The sequence below is a fragment of the Streptomyces sp. CLV115 genome, from assembly GCF_038448545.1.
In the GTDB taxonomy this organism is placed as follows: domain Bacteria; phylum Actinomycetota; class Actinomycetes; order Streptomycetales; family Streptomycetaceae; genus Streptomyces; species Streptomyces sanglieri.
This window is the reverse complement of sequence record NZ_JBCEWQ010000001.1, coordinates 37111-53568: the sequence shown is the minus strand read 5'-3', so window position 1 is coordinate 53568 and position 16458 is coordinate 37111. Positions and strand designations below refer to the sequence as shown.

The 16458-nt window shown below is 70.9% G+C and carries 10 protein-coding genes and 1 pseudogene; 6 read left to right on the top strand and 5 right to left on the bottom strand.

Annotated features, from left to right (window positions below; all coding sequences use genetic code 11):
• The first annotated feature begins 455 nt into the window (after positions 1-455).
• Positions 456-2516, top strand: a complete 2061-nt coding sequence (locus tag AADR41_RS00150) for an alpha-galactosidase (protein ID WP_342279277.1) — start codon at positions 456-458, stop codon at positions 2514-2516.
• On the top strand, positions 2513-3775 hold the full coding sequence (locus AADR41_RS00145; RefSeq protein WP_342279276.1) for an MFS transporter: 1263 nt from the start codon (positions 2513-2515) through the stop codon (positions 3773-3775). Before AADR41_RS00150 ends, AADR41_RS00145 begins: the two co-directional genes overlap by 4 nt.
• Before the next feature lie 16 nt (positions 3776-3791).
• On the opposite strand, the gene AADR41_RS00140 is transcribed toward AADR41_RS00145, so the two are convergent.
• Positions 3792-4415, bottom strand: a complete 624-nt coding sequence (locus AADR41_RS00140) for a TetR/AcrR family transcriptional regulator (RefSeq protein ID WP_342279275.1) — start codon at positions 4413-4415, stop codon at positions 3792-3794.
• Positions 4416-4476: 61 nt separating this feature from the next.
• Between AADR41_RS00140 and AADR41_RS00135 the strand changes: the two genes are divergently transcribed.
• The 4 genes and pseudogenes from AADR41_RS00135 (at position 4477) to AADR41_RS00120 (ending at position 7924) form a co-directional block, all read left to right on the top strand.
• On the top strand, positions 4477-5811 hold the full coding sequence (locus AADR41_RS00135) for a GH1 family beta-glucosidase (RefSeq protein WP_342279274.1): 1335 nt from the start codon (positions 4477-4479) through the stop codon (positions 5809-5811).
• 31 nt (positions 5812-5842) lie between these two features.
• Positions 5843-6148 (top strand): annotated as a pseudogene (locus AADR41_RS00130) (FAD-binding protein); the annotation flags it as partial.
• Positions 6054-6707 (top strand): D-arabinono-1,4-lactone oxidase, encoded by a 654-nt coding sequence (locus AADR41_RS00125; RefSeq protein WP_446750960.1) that lies wholly within the window; start codon positions 6054-6056, stop codon positions 6705-6707. The pseudogene AADR41_RS00130 and the gene AADR41_RS00125, both read left to right, overlap by 95 nt.
• A gap of 158 nt (positions 6708-6865) precedes the next feature.
• Positions 6866-7924: a hypothetical protein gene (locus tag AADR41_RS00120; protein ID WP_342279272.1), complete on the top strand. Its 1059-nt coding sequence runs from the start codon at positions 6866-6868 to the stop codon at positions 7922-7924.
• Positions 7925-8134: 210 nt separating this feature from the next.
• Here the strand turns inward: AADR41_RS00120 and AADR41_RS00115 are convergent, their stop codons facing one another.
• Genes AADR41_RS00115 through AADR41_RS00100 form a run of 4 tightly spaced genes read right to left on the bottom strand, consistent with a single transcriptional unit; the run spans position 8135 to position 16372 of the window.
• Entirely contained in the window at positions 8135-9394 is a 1260-nt protein-coding gene (locus AADR41_RS00115) for a TIGR02679 family protein (RefSeq protein WP_342279271.1), read from the bottom strand.
• Positions 9385-13500, bottom strand: a complete 4116-nt coding sequence (locus tag AADR41_RS00110; RefSeq protein WP_342279270.1) for a TIGR02680 family protein — start codon at positions 13498-13500, stop codon at positions 9385-9387. The genes AADR41_RS00115 and AADR41_RS00110 overlap by 10 nt, the downstream gene beginning before the upstream one ends.
• Entirely contained in the window at positions 13497-14729 is a 1233-nt protein-coding gene (locus AADR41_RS00105) for a TIGR02678 family protein (protein WP_342279269.1), read from the bottom strand. The genes AADR41_RS00110 and AADR41_RS00105 overlap by 4 nt, the downstream gene beginning before the upstream one ends.
• A complete protein-coding gene (locus tag AADR41_RS00100; RefSeq protein ID WP_342279268.1) occupies positions 14726-16372 on the bottom strand; it encodes a TIGR02677 family protein in 1647 nt (548 codons plus the stop codon). Before AADR41_RS00100 ends, AADR41_RS00105 begins: the two co-directional genes overlap by 4 nt.
• Positions 16373-16458 lie beyond the last annotated feature (86 nt).

The following is a 16458-nucleotide window of genomic DNA, read 5'->3' as shown; positions in this document are numbered from 1 at the left end:
CCAGGGTGATGGGCAGGGGCGGTGCGATCGGGCTGCTGGTGCCGGTGCCGGGACTGTACATCCGTATCCCACCCGGGAATTCGTCGACCTCCGGGATCTCTGCGTGTGTGCGTCGTCGATGAACATCGCGCACCCTCCAAGCCGCAGGCGCAGATCCCTCTCGGCGGTTCTCCTGCTCCTCACCGCGATGACCCTGGTGTCTCGCCGGAACTCCGGCGCGCTACGTACGGATCCAGGGGCTGGAGCGCAGCGCCAAGTGGTGCCGCTCTCTGCGCGAGGTCGGCGCTCACGCCGGCTGAGCCGCCCATGAGGCGGTGCCCAGGGCCGGGGCCGGCCGAGGTTCTCCTGATCCGGCTGGCCCCGGCCGGTTTTCGGCTGCCAGGGGCTTGGCAGCGCGGGCTCGACTGCCTACCGTACGAGCAGAACATGAGCCGAACTCATATTTGAGGAACTACGTGATCACTCATCACCCCGAAGCCCGCCTCTGGCTTCTGAGCACTCCCGGCACCTCGTACGCCTTCCGGTTGGATGCCGACGACGTCCCCCGGCACGCGCACTGGGGCCGGCCGCTGAGCCTGGAACAGGCCGTCTCGGTCGCGGCCGACCTGCCCGCCGAGGATCCGGGCGGCGACGATCCCGGCGGTGAGGAGTATGTGGTGGAGGGGGGGCTGCGGTTCGGCGCGCCGTCGCTGACCGTCCGGTTCAGCGACGGTGTCCGCGGCTTCGCATGGCGGTTCGTCTCGTACACCGTCGAGGACGACCTGCTCACGCTCTCCTTCACCGACCGGGTCCGTTCCCTCGACCTCGACCTCAACTACCGGGTCCGGGACGACCATGACCAGATCGAGCGCTGGGCCGTCCTCACCGCGGGGGAACCGGTGGACGTCCTGCGGTTCGACTCCGCCGCCTGGACGCTGCCCGCCCGCGACGACTACCGGGTCAGCCATGTGATGGGCGAATGGGCCCGGGAGTTCCAGCTTCGGCGCGACCGGGTGCCCGTCGGCGAGACCGTGTTCACCAGCCGACTCGGTATCACGGGACCGCACGCCGGACCCTGGCTGATGCTCGACGCGCAGGACGCCACCGAGGAGCACGGCGAGGTCTGGAGCACTGCCCTGGCCTGGAGCGGCAGCCGCCGCATCACCCTGCGCCGCGACCCCTACGGCCGCGCCTCCTGGACCGGCGGATTCGGGCACGAGGGGCTGGTCTGGAAGCTGGACGCCGGTGAGCGACTGGAGACCCCCGTCTTCACCGGGCTGTACGCCCCCGACGGCTTCGGCGGCACCAGCCGCCGCTGGCACGCCTACATCGAGCGTCAGGTGCTCCCCGCCCGTCCCGCCGAACGGCCTCTCATCTTCAACTCGTGGGAGGCGACCGAGTTCGACATCAGCGAGAAGCAGCAGCGGGAACTGGCCGAGCTGGCCGCGGGCGTCGGCGTCGAGGTCTTCGTCGTGGACGACGCGTGGTTCGGCGCCCGCACCAGCGACCGGGCCGGGCTCGGCGACTGGTGGCCCCACCCCGACCGCTTCCCGGACGGTCTGGGCCCGCTCGCCGATCAAGTACGCGCGCTCGGCATGGGATTCGGCCTGTGGGTGGAACCCGAGGCGGTCAACCCCGACAGCGACCTCTTCCGTACGCACCCCGACTGGATCCTCCACCAGGAAGGCCGGGCCCGTACGCAGCGCCGCAACCAGCACGTGCTGAACTTCGCCCGCCGCGACGTCCGGGAATGGGCGGTTGAATGGCTGGTCAGGACCGTCACCGAGCTGGACGTGGCCTTCCTCAAATGGGACATGAACCGGCCCTTCAGCGAGGCTGGGCAGCCCGGGGCCGCCGACCCCGACCGGGTCTGGATCGAGCACACCCTCGGGGTCTACGAGGTGATGGACCGGTTGCGCGCCGCCCGCCCCGGCCTGTACCTGGAGTCGTGCGCGGGCGGCGGAGGCCGGGCCGACCTCGGTGTACTGGCCCGCGCCGACCAGGTCTGGACGTCGGACAACACCGACGCTGTCGACCGGATCGCCATCCAGCACGGCCACGGTCAGCTGCTGCCCGCCCGGACCATGGGCGCATGGGTCACCGACAGCCCGCACGCCTTCACCGCCCGCGCGACCCCGATCCGGTACCGCTTCCATGTCTCGATGGCCGGGGCGATGGGCATCGGCGGCGACCTCAGGAAGTGGAGCGAGGAGGATCGCGGCTGGGCCCGGATGCTCGTCGAGGAGTACAAGCGGATCCGGCCCGTGGTGCACGGGGGCGTCCAGTACCGGCTTGAGCACGACGCGGTGCAGTACGTCACCGAGGACGAAGTCGTCGTCTTCCAGTTCCAGCCGTCCGCATCCGCGCGGTCGGTCGCCCGAACCCGGCTGAAGGGTCTCGACCCCGATGCCCACTACCGGGACGAGACCACCGGCGCCGTCCACGCGGGCGCCGTCCTGCTCGGCCACGGCCTGCCGCCGTTGCTGCCCTTCGACTGGACGAGCGAGCTCGTCCATCTCAGGAGAGTGCCCCGATGAGCCTCGCCCCCGAGCGGTCCGAGGCCCTCGCCGAGCCCGTCCGCCCGGTCGGCCACGGCTGGATCACCCTGTACGTCCTGGGCAACGTCGGCTTGTTCATCCCGATGCTGGTGCCGACCACGCTCCTGATGCCCGAGCAGATCGCCGAGATCGATCCAGCGGGAAAGGTCGGCAGTTACGCCTGGGTCAGCGTGATGGGAGCGATCTCGGGAATCGTCCTCGCGCCGCTGGCCGGCGCCCTCAGCGACCGCACCACCAGCCGGTTCGGCCGGCGCCGGCCGTGGATGGTCGTCGGCGCCCTGATCTACATGGCGGTGCTGGTCTTCCTCGGTCTCCAGACAACGGTTGCCGGCGTCGCGATCGGCTCCTTCGCGCTGTCCGCCGCCTGCATGATCATCGGTGCCGGACTCTCCCCGGTGGTGCCCGACCAGGTCCCGGCCGGTCAGCGCGGTGTGGTCCTCGGCTGGGCCACGGCCCCGCAGGCCGGCGGACTCATCGTGGGCGGCCTGCTGATCGGCCTGGTCGCGAGCTTCTCCGCGCAGTACCTGCTGCTTGCCGCATTTCCGCTGCTGATCCTGCTGTTCGCGGCCACCATGAAGGATCCGCCGCTTCCCGTACAGCAACGCGAGCCGTTCTCGCTGCGCACCTTCCTGGACGGCTACCGGATCAGCCCGCGCGAGCACCCCGACTTCATCTGGGCGATGAGCTCCCGGTTCGCCATGGGCCTCGGCTATGGCCTCGGCACGCTCTACCTGCCGTACTTCCTGGATGACGTACTGCACTACGAGAAGTTGTTCCCCGGCCGGTCGACCGACGACGGCCTGCTCATCGTGATCGGCGTCAACTCCGTGGCCACGGTCTCGACGGTCGTGCTCGGCGGCTGGCTCTCCGACAGGCTGGGCAGGCGACGGATGCTGGTCTTCCTCGGCGGCGTCACGATGGCCGTCGCCGCGCTCCCCCTCGCGCTGTCGCCCACGTGGACCATGACGCTGGTCGCGGCCGTCATCCTGGGCCTGGGCTACGGCGTGTACCTGTCCGTCGACACCGCCTTGATCACTGAGGTGCTGCCCGCCTCGGCAGACCGCAGCAAGGACATGGCGCTGGCCAACCTGATGACGTCCCTGCCATATGTCCTGGTTCCCCCCATCGCCTCGGTCGTGCTCGGCGGTCTGGGCGGCTACCGCTCGCTGTTCCTCTGCTCCGCGGGCCTGTCCGTACTGGGCGCGGCCATGGTCTGGAAGGTCAGGAGCGTCCGCTGAGCCGGGCCGGCGCGTGTCATCGGAGCCGGTCGTTCAAATAGCTGTTGAGAACGCGTTTGCACTCGGCGATCAGCCGGGCGTCACCCTGCGGATCGGTGGCGAACGCCAGTTTCAGCACGCTGTCCGCGCATTCGAGCGCCACCCTCACAGCGAAGTCGATTTCGGCGTCGTCCTGCCCCCCGGTCAGGGAGGCGGTGAGTGAGCGCAGCCTGCCGGCTACCGCGGTGTTGTTGTCCAGGGTCGGCTCCAGGACGTGGTCCTGTCCCACCGCGCCGAAGTCGACCACGCCGAACCCGGCGATCGTCCGGCGCATGATGACGAACTCGTCGACGGTCACCTCCACGACGCCCGGAATGCCTTCGGGCTCCTCGCGCTCAAGGCGGCCCGCGACCCGCGCCATGAAGGACTCCAGGTTGCGGACGGCGAGCGCACCGATCAGCCCCTCCTTGTCGGAGAAGAACTGGTAGAGGGTGCCGATGGGCACGTCGGCCCTGCGGGCCACCTCCTTGGTGGTCAGCGCGGCATAACCGACCTCGTCCAGGAGTTCGGCGCAGGCATCAAGCAGCCGTTCGAAGCGTTCGGCGCTGCGCTTCTGCACCGGCAGCCTGCGCAGTGTCCCTGCATTGCGGTCTTGATTCACGCTTCCATCATCCCATCGAAACAGCTAACGTGAGCTAAGCTCATGTTTCAGGAGGTTAGTCGTGACGCTGAACCATCTCCCCGCCGACTTCATCTGGGGCGCCTCGACGGCGTCGTACCAGATCGAGGGCGCCACCGAGGAGGACGGCCGCGGGCCGTCGATCTGGGACACCTTCACCGCCCGCCCCGGTACGGTCCGCGACGGGCACACCGGTGACGTGGCCTGCGACCACTACCACCGGTACGAGGAGGACCTCGCGCTGATGGCCGAGGCCGGCCTCACCGGCTACCGCTTCTCCATCGCCTGGCCCAGGATCCGGCCGACCGGCACGGGCGAGGTCAACCTCCAGGGCCTGGACTTCTACGACCGGCTGGTCGACGGCCTGCTCGCACGCGGCGTCGAACCCGTCCCGACCCTCTACCACTGGGACCTCCCCCAGGGCCTTGAGGACGAAGACGGCTGGCTGAACCGCGATACCGCGTACCGCTTCGCCGAGTACGCCGCGGTCGTGGCCGACCGGCTCGGCGACCGCGTCGAGAAGTGGATCACGCTCAACGAGCCGTTCATCCACACGGTCTGGGGCTATGGCCTCGGGACCCATGCGCCCGGCCGCGCCCTCTTCCTGGACTGCCTGCCCGTCGCCCACCATCAGCTGCTGGCCCATGGCCTGGCGTTGAAAGAACTGCAGGCGCGCGGTCTCCAGGTGATGATCGCCAACAACTGCACCCCGGTCTGGCCCGCATCGGACGCGGCTGCCGACATCGCCGCCGCGGGCGCCTACGACGCCCTGCACAACCGCCTGTTCAACGACCCGATCTTCACGGGCACCTACCCCGACCTGTCCGCCTTCGGTGCCGACGCCACCCTCGGCGGCTCCGTCCAGGACGGTGACCTCGAACTGATCTCGGCCCCGCCGGACGCGCTCGGCATCAACTACTACAACCCGACCCGCATCCAGGCGCCGACGTCCGAAGGGCTGCCCTTCGAGGACGCCCCCATCGAGGGTTTCCGTCGCACCGCCTTCGACTGGCCCGTTGTCCCCGACGGCCTACGGGAACTGCTCGTCGGCCTCAAGGAGCGCTACCCGGCACTCCCGCCCGTCTACATCACCGAGAACGGCTGCTCGGTCGAGGACGTCGTCACCGCGGACGGCGCCGTCCTCGACCACGACCGCATCGACTACCTGGACACCCACCTCCAGGCCGTCGACGCCGCCGTGGCCCAAGGCGTGGACGTCCGCGGCTACTTCACCTGGACCCTGATCGACAACTTCGAATGGGGCGAGGGCTTCCACCAGCGCTTCGGCCTCGTCCACGTCGACCACGACACCCAGGTCCGCACCCCGAAGGCGTCCTTCGCGTGGTACCGCGACCTCATCCGTGCGCAGCGCGGCTGAGCCGCCGACGCGGACGAGGGGACTTCTCGCAATGACCGAGTCATGGCGCAACTGGGCAGGCAACGAAGAGGTCCGGCCCGCGCGCGTCCGTCGGCCGGGGAGCTCGGCCGAGGTGGCTCAAGCCGTCCGGGACGCGGTCCTGGACGGACAGCGGGTCAAGGCGGTGGGTGCCGGGCACTCCTTCAGTCCCGTCGCCGTGGCTCCCGGCGTCCAACTGCGCCTCGACCGTATGGACGGCCTGTATGCCGTCGACCGAGCGAGCGGCCTGGTCACCGTCGAGGCTGGAATGCCACTGTGGAAGCTCGGCCCGCTCCTCGCCGAGCACAGCCTCGCACTGGAGACCACGGGGGACATCGACCCGCACGAGGCTCCCTTCCTTGGTGCCGCCGATCACCGGGCTCGCCGCACGGGCGATGTCCACCCGGGAGTGGACCGACCTCTCCCCGAGCGTCTTCGCCTCACCTCGCGAAGTACGCTTCCACAAGGGTGAGTTCGCCATTCCCCGCGAGCGGTCCTGCGAGGCGCTCAGGGAGATCGGGCGCTGGATCCGCACCCACGACGAGCGGGTTTCCTTCCCGCTGGAGGTCCGGTTCGCCGCAGCCGACGACATCTGGCTCTCCACGGCACAGGGGCGCGAGACCTGCTACGTCGCTTTCCACCAGTACCACCGCATGGCGTACCGCCGATACTTCCAGGCGTGCGAGGACATCCTCGGCTCCTACGGCGGCCGCCCCCACTGGGGCAAGATGCACGCCCTCGACGCTGCGGCCCTGCGCCCCCGCTACCCCCATTTCGACGACTTCGCGGCCCTGCGCGACGCCCTTGACCCAACCGGACTCTTCGCCAATCCCTACCTCGACTGCGTCCTCGGCCCAGCCCCGGCCACGGCACTCTGACAACGATGTCTCCACAGTGGAGGAAGTCTTGATGCGCAACGGAAGATCCCTGGCCCTCCTCGCGCGGGCCCTGGTTGTCGCGACGGCACTGGTGGTGGCGTTCGCCCCCGCCGCCGTCACCGTCCGCCACCGCCCGGGTGGGCACAGGACGGGCCAACGTGGACCTGGTCAACCCGTTCATCGGCACCTCGGGCAAACGCGACGCCGATTACGGCGGGATGATCCCGAGCACCGCCCCGCCGTTCGCCATGACCCGCTGGTCGCCGATGACCCGGCAGAACTACGTCAGCCGCACCCCGTACCACTACGACGACAAGAAGATCGGCGGCTTCATCGGCACCCACCAGCCGGCGATCTGGATGGGCGACTCCGGCTACGTGACGGGAATGCCCGGCATCGGGACGGTGAAGACGGCGGCCGACGACCGGGCGCTGCCGTTCAGCCACGCCGACGAGCAGGCCGCCGCCGACCGCTACTCGGTCCGGATGCGGGCCGGTTCGGGCCGGACGCTGAAGACGGAGATGACCGGGACGTCGCGCGTGGGCCTGTTGCGTACGACCTATCCGGCCGACACTGACACCAACTTCGTTCTGCAGGCGACCCGTTCGGGCATCACCGGCAAGGTGCACGTGGATCCCGCCGCCCGGGAGATCACCGGCTACAACCCCGACCGGCAGGACAGCAAGCTCGGCCCCTTCAAGGCCTCCAACTTCAAGGGCTACTTCGTCGCCCGCTTCGACACCGCCTTCGACAGCCACGGCACCGCCACCGGCGCGAAGCTGCACGAGGGCCAGAACGAACGCACCGCCGGCGACCTGTCCGCGTACGTACGCTTCCCCTCCGGAACCAGGACCGTCCAGGTACGCATCGCGACGTCGTTCATCTCGCTGGAGCAGGCGCGCGCCAACCTGGCCGCCGAGGCCCCGGACGACCAGTCCTTCGAACGGACCGCCGCGAAGACCCGGGCGCAGGAGCCCCATGGGGCTGCGGGAGGCGGGGCACACCGCCGTGATCGGCACAGCGAATGCGGTACCGCCAACGCATCGCCTGCGAAGCGGACCACCTCACTTCACCATCACGGCCCAGAGCCAGAGATGCGAATTCCTCGTCCTGGAGGAACAAGACCGTGTCGAACCCGTCCCCACGGAGATCAACGTGCACTACGCGCGCTATGGACGCTACGTGCGATCTTTCAGCACACACCTACAGCTCCTTGATGGCCCTGAGCCAGCCACCGGGCAGGGCGAGCTCATCAACTTGACCTCCTCCGAAATCGGGGCAGGCACGCGAGCAACGCACCTTCATCACTGGACGGCGAAGGCCTGTCAAGACCGCCCAACGCGACCGCGAGGTCCACAAGTCACTCACCGCCGCTTGCGACGCCGGTCTTCCAGTGATCACCTCAGAACCGGGCCGTGTCACGGTCCTCATCCGAGATCGGACAGCAGCAGCTCCAGTTCCCTCTCCTCCTCGACACGAACACCGAGTTCGGCGACGGCCGCAGCGAGTGCCGGCTCCCAGGGGGTCTCCGTCGGAGTGCTGACGAGCGGGGACAGCGGAGGTGAAGCGCTGCGGAGCACGGCGGCGCGGTAGTCCGCAGCCGTGTAGCGCCAGGGCCGCCATGGGACGCGGCGGTGAAGGATGCCGGCGATCCGGAGTCCGCCCCAGTCGAAGTCCCCGTGGTAGTACAGGGCCGCTCCGTGGTCGTGCAGCCCCCGGAGCAGCGTGAGGGCGGCGGCGGAAGGCTGGCCCTGGAGACAGACGAGGGGCGGACAGGCAGCGCCGAGCGCGTCGGCCGCCGCCGCGAGGACGGTCGGGTTCTCGCAGATCCGCACCATGGGAGCGGCGACGGCCGGGGGCCTGCGGGTGAGCTGGCGAAGGGTGAGCACGCAGGGTTCGCCGTCTTCAGCCAGGCGGTCCAGGGCTGGGGTGCCGCGCAGGTTCAGGGTCAGTACGGTCGAGGACAGCTCATCCCGCAACAGTCCCACCGCGGCCCACGCCTCGCGTCGCCATTCGGCGCCCTGACCGTCGTGGAAGCCGGTCAGCGCACGGGCCCCGGACAGGGTGAGGGTGGCCAGCGGTGTGCCGTCGTCAAGAGCGTGGGCCCAGCCGAGGACCCGGGCGGCGAAGGCAGGTTGCGAGACGATCGGGACGGCGGGGAGCGCGCTCAGCGCGGTGCACACCCCGGTGAGCAGGCCGAGCGTGACATCTGGAGTGCGTCCCAGACGCCGCGCGAGGCCGTCGGCGCGTATCCGGGCCGCCCACTCCGCAAGCGCGGGGACCGAAACGACGAGCTCGTCGAGCGGCGCGTGCGCCCGTTTCCAGGCATCCTCCTCCTCTTGGCGGGTCTGGGCGAGCGATGTGACAGGTCCCGTGAGTGCCTCGACCGCAGCGGCGAGGCCATTCGGGCTTACGCCCGAACGGCGTAGTACGGCGTCGACCGCGTCCAGCCGTACCGTCAGGGTCCTGCCGCCACCAGGAGCTCGGGCGAGAAGTCGTTCGACCGCTGCCCGCTGAGCCGGAGTGGGATCGCCCAGAGACACGGAACCGGTCAGGGGCTGTCCGGTCACCAGACGTCGGCGCGCTCGCTCGACGAGCCAGGCAAGTTCCGGTGCACCGAGCAGCCGAGTGAGCCTCGTGCCGTCGACCGCTCCGATCTCGGGCTCATGCCCGTGGCTCAGTTCCACAGTGGCTCGGGCTCCTCTGCACGAGGCGTGGCCTGGGGCGCGTTACGTACGGGATCCTCGCGACGCTGTCGTCTCGTACCGTCCCACTCCCAGCGGGTGACGAGTACCGCCGCCACCTCGTCGATCCGGGACAGTTGAGCGATGGCGATGCCGGGCACCTGCGGGTAGCAGGCCCACTCCCGTTCGCTGGTCATGACCACATCGAGGTCAAAGGCGCTCAGGAGGCCGAGGCACTTGGCGCGGGAGTCGTCGTCCACGCCGGCGAACGCCTCGTCCAGGGTGACCAGGCGGGGCGCGTGCGGGCTGCCCGCGCTTGTGTAGTGCGAGGAGGCGGCGGCGAACAGCGGTACAGACACGGCGAGGACGCGTTCGCCGCCGGAGGCCGGGCCGGTGGCCGGGACCCAGCGCCCGTGCTGGTGGCGTTCGACGCCGAATTCGTGCCAGGAGCGGTAGTCGAGCGCGGCCGTGAGGTGATCGAGCCAACTGCCCGAGCCGTCGTCGGACTGTTGGCGGGCGATCTGGGCCTGGAGGAACTCGCCCACCGCCGCGCGGTCCTCCGGAGTCCAGGCGTCCGGGGACTGGCGCAGCCTCTCGCGGGCTTGGGCCAGTCCGGACGGGGCCTTGCGCGAGGCCCGCCACACCAGCCGGAGCCTCATGCCGGTGGAGGTGGGACGGTCCTCCAGTTCGGTGTTCATGTCCCGCACCTGTCGTTCGGCGGCACCGATGAGTTCCTGGAGGGTGCCGGCGACCTCGGTGATCAGGTGGGTTTCGAGGATCTCGCGTTCGTGCGCGGACAGGATGCGGGTGAGCTCGCCGACTTCCGTGGCGAGCGCCTCGGCGAGTTCGGGTACGGCCCGCTCACGGCCCTGGTAGACGATGTCGACGACCATGCCGTCCTCGACCATGCGGGCAGAGGCGCTGTGCCCGTGCCGGGACAGGGTGTCCTGCAGGGTTTTGAGTTCCTCGCTGAGCCGGCGCTGGACGCGTTCCCAGGCGGCGTCCGTGTCGTCGGTGGACGACAGGCCGGATTCGATGGCGCGGGCGAGCGTGATGGCCGGGGTCGCGGCCCAGTGGCCGTCGTCCGAGGCGGGGACGGTGACCTCGGGCAGCGCGACCGCGACCAGGCCGGTGGTCGTGAAGCGCTGGAGCGCGACGATGGCCTCCGCACGTGCGTCCACGGCTTCGGCGAGGTCCTTTTCCAGCTGCTCGATCCGCCCCTCGGCCCGGCTCGCCTCCCGGTCCGCCAGGGCGTGACGCTGCCCGGCGTTCTTCCGGTCGGTCTCACAGATCCGCTGTGCCTCGGTCGTCTCGGCGAGGCGCCGTTGGAGTTCGGCGACGGCGGCGCCGACGGTGGAGCGCAGAGTCCGGTGCCGCTCGTCGGCCGCCGCCGCCTCGCGCGCCGCCTCTTCGGCCCGCAGGGTGAGGTCGACGACCCGCTGCTCCACCTCGGCCGCCTCGGCACGCTCGTCGTCCACCTGCCGTGCGGCCTCCCCCCGTTCGCGCAGCGCGGGCCACAGAGCCGCCAGCGCGGTGGCGAGGGAGCCGAGGGCGTGACGTACGGCGGTGAGTCCGGCCAGGTCGGCGGGCAGCCCCAGATCAGCGGCGGCCTCGGTGAGCTCAGCGGCGGCCCGCTCGGCGAGCTCAGCCACCTCGATGACCTCGGTGGCACGCCCCTCATACCGGGCACGCGCCTTGCGTACGGTCTCGGCGGCGGCGCTGACGAGCGCGTGTGCCCTGGTGAGCGGCGACTCGTCGGGGACGTCGGCGAGCTCGGCGTCGAGCGTGCGCCGACGTGCCGCGATCACGGCGGACCGAGCCGCGAGATTCTCCGACTCCTCACGCAGGGAGGCGAGTTCGATGCCGAGCGCCGCGACCCGAGCCCGGCGCGCTGCTTCGCGTGCGCCCTCGCCGATGTAGGTGGCGGCGGGCTTGGCCCATGTACCGGTGAGGGCGCCGATCCGGAAACGCCCGTCGGGTGCCGCCCATGTCGTGGCTCCTCCCCCGCCGTCGAGGCCGATGGCGGCGAGCAGTCGCGCCACCGTCGTCTCGTCCAGGACAGGGGCTTGTCCATCGCTGTGCTCCACGACAGGGCACAGCACGTCTGCCAGTGAGGGGCCGCTCACCGGTCCGTTCGGCGGGGAGAGGAGGACATCGTGGCCGTTCGCGGCGAGGGCGGAGCCGTCGGGCAGCACCCAGGCGTCGAGGAGGCCGGAGGCTTCGAGTGCCGCTTCGAGCCCGGCACGGCTGGCTTCGGGCAGTCCGTCACGGAAGTCGACCAGGCGCCAGAGCGGCGCGCCCGGCAGCGCCTCGCGCAGGCCGGGGGTGCGCGTCGCCGGGGGCCGGGGTTCGCGTCCGGTACCGGCTTCCAGTGCGGTGAGTTCGCGACGGGCCTCGGCGGTGCGCTCTGCCAGCTCCGTGGTCGCGCGGGCGGCTTCGGCCGCCTGGTCGGCGAGGTCCACCGAGCGGGCGGTGTGCGCCCGGGTGGCACAGACCCGCGTCGGGTAGGGGCCGTCGAGGTGACAGGTCCACTCCTGGAGTTCGTCCAGGAGGCCGTTCACGTCGGCGTAGGCCAGCTCCTGCCAGGCGCGGGCGCGTTCGCGTACGTCGTCCAGGAGGGCCCGGCCCGCCCGCGCCGCATTCTCCTCCGCCTCGCCGTGAGTCTCGGCGGCCAGCGCGAGGTCGCTCTCCGCCTCGTCGAGACGGCCCGACGCCCGACGGTGCGCGCCGGCGGCCTGCTCGGACGCTTCGAGGCGGCCCTCGATGTGGTCGAGCGCCCGCCGGGCGCGGTCCGTGGCTTCCTCGACGGCGCGCCGCGATGCGGGCTCGGGCAGCAGGTCGTCCGCCGGCAGGGCGACGTGCGCGGCGGCTGCCTGTTCCCGCGCGTGGGCACTGGTCTCTTCGGCCCGGCCCCGCGCCGCGCGCAGCCGGTTGTCGGCGGTGCCGAGCCGCCCGAGGGCCTTGGCGTGGAGGGCGTCCGCCTGCTGCCGGTCCTCCCGGGCCCGGTCCGCCGCCTGCCCGGTTCGTGTCACGGCCTGGGCGGCGTGCTCCAGCTCTCGGGCGTCGCGCATCTCGGGCGCCTCGCGCAGCGCTGTCTCCTGGGCCCGCAGCCGTTCCCCGGTCTCGGCCAGGGAGCCGATCTCCTCTTCGGCCGCCGCTCGCTTCTCCTCGGCCCGGGTTCGGCGCTCCTGGTCCTCGGTCAGATCTCGCTGCACGCGCTCGTAGCGGGAGTGCTCGGCGCGAGGGAGCCGGGCGCGGCGCCGGGTGGCGATCCGGGCGTACCGCCGGTAGTGCTCCAGGAAGGCGGAGGCGGCCCGCTCGGCGGCGGATGCGGCGGCCAGCTCGTCCTTCTCCTCGTCCAGGGAGCGGAACGCCTCGGCCACGTCGGCGATGACGGCCTGGTCCACGGGCGGCAGCGCCTCGGTGAGGGCGCGGGAGAGAGCGGCTTCGTTGGGCCGCTTGGAGAGCTGGGGCTGGCGCAGCTGGATGAGCAGGTCGACCAGGGCCGCGTAGCGCTGCTCTCCGAGACCGAAGAGCGCTTCGTCGACGGCCCTGCGGTAGGCCTTGGCCTGGTCGTACAGCATGCCGTGCCCGGCGACGGCCTCGGCAAGGCGGTCCCTGGACAGGGCCGTGCCGGTGGCGTCGAGGAGCCGGAAGGTCTCCTCCGTTCGTTCGGTGGAGACGTGGTCGAGGCGCTGGCGGGTGACGGCGTACCAGTGTCGGGCGATACCCCGCCCGCTGACAGCCTTGAGCCCGCACAGCAGCGTACGGAAGTGCTGCTCGCCGGTCGCGTCGTCGACCCTGCCGAACTCGATCCAGGTGTAGCCGAGCCGTTCGGAATGCGGGTGCTCGCCACCGAGCAGCAAGTTCCATTCCATCCGCTTGCCCGGGTCGCCGTCGGGTTCGACACGACGCGCGCTGAGGTCGCCGTCGAGCAGGAACGGCAGGGTCAGGGCGAGCACCTTGGACTTACCGGTGCCGTTGTTGCCGCGCAGCAACAGGCGCCCGTCCCGGAAGTGGAACTCCTCCACGTCGTAGTGGAACAGGTCGACGAGCCCGATGCGCAGGGGTTGCCAGCGGGAACGCCGCGGGGTGGGGAGGCGGGTCACGAAGTGGCCTTTCGCTGCGGAGGCACGGGGGCGGAGCCGGGTTCGCGGATGACGGTCTCGCCGATCGCGTACCGGGCGAGGGCAGGTCGCACCACGACCGCGTACGGAGTACGGGAGACCAGGCCGAGCGCGGCGAGCCGGGCGACGGCCTGTTCGACGAGCTCGGTCTCCATGCCTGGCTCCCTGGCGGACTTCGACCAGAATCCGCCGTGCTGGGAGGCGAGTCCACGGACTCGGAGGGCAAGCTCATCGAGATCGACGGGGCCCTCGGCGGCGGCCAGGTGCTCGGCGAGCAGCAGGGTGACATGGCCGTAGGTGCCCTGTTCGGGCATGCGGAGGTCGGTGAGGTCGTCCTCGGGGTCGACCATGGCGATCCCCTCGGCCCGCACCTCGGCGACCAGTCCGGTCAGCTCGGTGATCCGGACGGTGAGGAAGCCGCGCTGCCTGGTGAGGTACCCGAGTTCGGCGTCGCTCAGGTCGTCGTAGTAGAGCACTGGGTCATCGAGGAGCCTGCGGGTGAGCGAGCGGCGCATCGCGCGGAAGCGCAGCTCGTCGCTGTCCAGGGCGGTTTCGGCAACGAGTTCGGTAAGCCGGTCGTCAAAGGCTTCTGCGTGGACGTTGGAGGGGCCGCGGCGAGAGGCCAGGAGCCCGGCGAGGACCCGGCGTTCGACGTCGTACAGGACGTCGCCCGCCCCGCTGACGTAAGCCTCTTCCTCGCCCGCGACCCGCCTCAGCACGCCGAGGCCGAGCAGCAGCCGTACGACGGCGGCGAGATCGAGGCGCTCGTCTCGGCGTTCCAGGGCGAACTCGATCCCCGTCGCGGCGAGTCGGGGATCGGCGGCGTCGAGGACGATCTGGTCGGCGAGGCGCCCCAGGGCGATCTGGGCCTCGCCGCGTTCGAGGGCGGCGAGCGCGAGGCAGAGTAGGACGTAGCGGCGTCGGGTGAAGGGGGCAGCACCGCGGGTCGTGTCCCGTGCGGGGTGGGTGGGGTCGGTCAGCACACCGGGGCTCTTGCGCAGACGGGCGGCTTCCGTGTCCGCCTGGAGCGCCCAGCCGGTGTTGCGGTCGAACCACTCACGTAGCTCCGATGCGTGCCGGCGAGCGAGGCGGAACTCGTCGGCGTACCGGCCGCGCGCGAGCAGGAGTGGCTGCTTGAGCAGGGCACGGGCGGCTTTGCGCAGCTCGGCGGCGTGCTGGCCGTCCAGGACCTCGGCGAGTGGTGTGGTCATCGTCGAGGTTCTCCGTCCGCCGGACCGTCTCCGCCCACCAGGCCGCCTCCGTCCGTCAGGCCGTCTCCGTCCGTCAGGCCGTCTCCGTCCGTCAGGTCGACGATCTCGATGAGGTGGTCCGGCCCGCTGAAGACTCCGCCGGGGGTACGAACCTCGGCGGTCGTGCCGTCGGCGAGTGCGGTGAGTCTGATCTCCATGGAGCCGTCGTTGCTGGTGGCGGTGGTGTGCCGCATACCGGGCCGCCATGTGGCCAGGGCGTCCCCGAGCAGCTGAAGGAAAAGTCCGAAGGAGGCCGGGTCGAGCTCGCCGAGACCGGACAGGCGTGTGACTCCATGGGTGACGAGCCGGGCGCGGGCGGCGGCCGTCTCGGCGGCCTGCTTGGCAGCGGTCTCGGCGAGCGAGCGCCGCAGCTCCTCCCGATCCTCGACCTTGCGGGGCTTGCCGCGCCGCTCATAGCTGCCGGTGCGGCGCAGCTGCGGGCTGATACGCAACGGCTCGGCCTCGGCCCACGAGGTGGAAGCCGGGACGGGCCGCGCCGCGCGGGCGGCGAGGGTGTCGGCGTCGACGGTGAGGTGCCGGGCCGGGTAGAGGCCGAAGGCAGCCCGCCACAGCCGGTGCCGGGCATCGTCGTCGGGCGCCTCGGCGAACCAGCGCGCCAGCGTACGGAAGTCGGCCGACCGGTCGGAGCGGCCGGCCCGGCGCTCGTTCAGCGCTCGTACGACGGCGAGGAGCTGGGGAATCGCACCGAGTGCACGGCCGCGCAGGAGCCTGGCCTGCGATTCGCGCCCGTCCCTGCTGATGAACCACGCGCCGAGCCCCGACCAGCGGGCGGCCCACCGCTCGTACATCTCCCGCTCCGCGTTCGCGGCATCCTCCGGCGAGGCGTCGACGGCTTCCCGCCCGGCGGCTGCGCGAAGCAGGGGCTCCACTCTCCCGTCCTCCTCCAGCTCCAGGATCAGCCGCGCGATCCGCCCGCCCAGCGTGATCAGATCCTGGATGAACCGTTCCAGGTACTGGATGAGGCAGTCCTTGTACGCGAGGAAGACCGCCTCCTCGACATCGTGCAGGTCGATGGTCTGCTGGAGCGATCCCATGAAGGCCCGGGCGTTGTCGGCGAGCGCGGCGAACCGGCTGGCCAGCGCGTCGAGCGCCAGATGCGCTTTGGCCGGATCCGGCTGCTCCTCGGCAGCCAGGACGAGAAGGGCGCGAAGCTGGGTGACGATGTCGTGCAGGGCCACAGCCTGGAGGGCACCGCGCCGCCCGAGCGCCTCGTCATAGGCGGACAGCGCCTCCTCGGCGGCCTCCCCCTCCCTTGTGAGCTGGTAGATGAACCGCTTCCGGTAGAAGTCCTCGACCGCGGTCACCCGGGCGGTATCGGGATCCGCCCACAGATTGCCCCAGCCGACGAGCTTGTCGAGCGCGCCGACGACAGCCTCCAGCTCGGCAGGACGGACATCCGCCGGCAGTGCGGTGTGCACGTCCTCGGGCCGCAGGTGGACCGCGAACCGCTCCTTGGCCTTCAGGAACGCCCGCATCACGTGGCGGTAGAGCGGGGTGTTCGGCACCGTGAGATGAGCGAAGGGGCCGAAGCCCGACGGCTCGGGAAGCGGGCCGGGGGAAGCTCTGGGGACGGTGACAGTCATCGCCGCCATTGTCCCTGAAGTGCGGCTACCACGGAAAGAGACCGAAATACCCGGCCGATTCAACCCGTTTGACCGGATCAGGATGT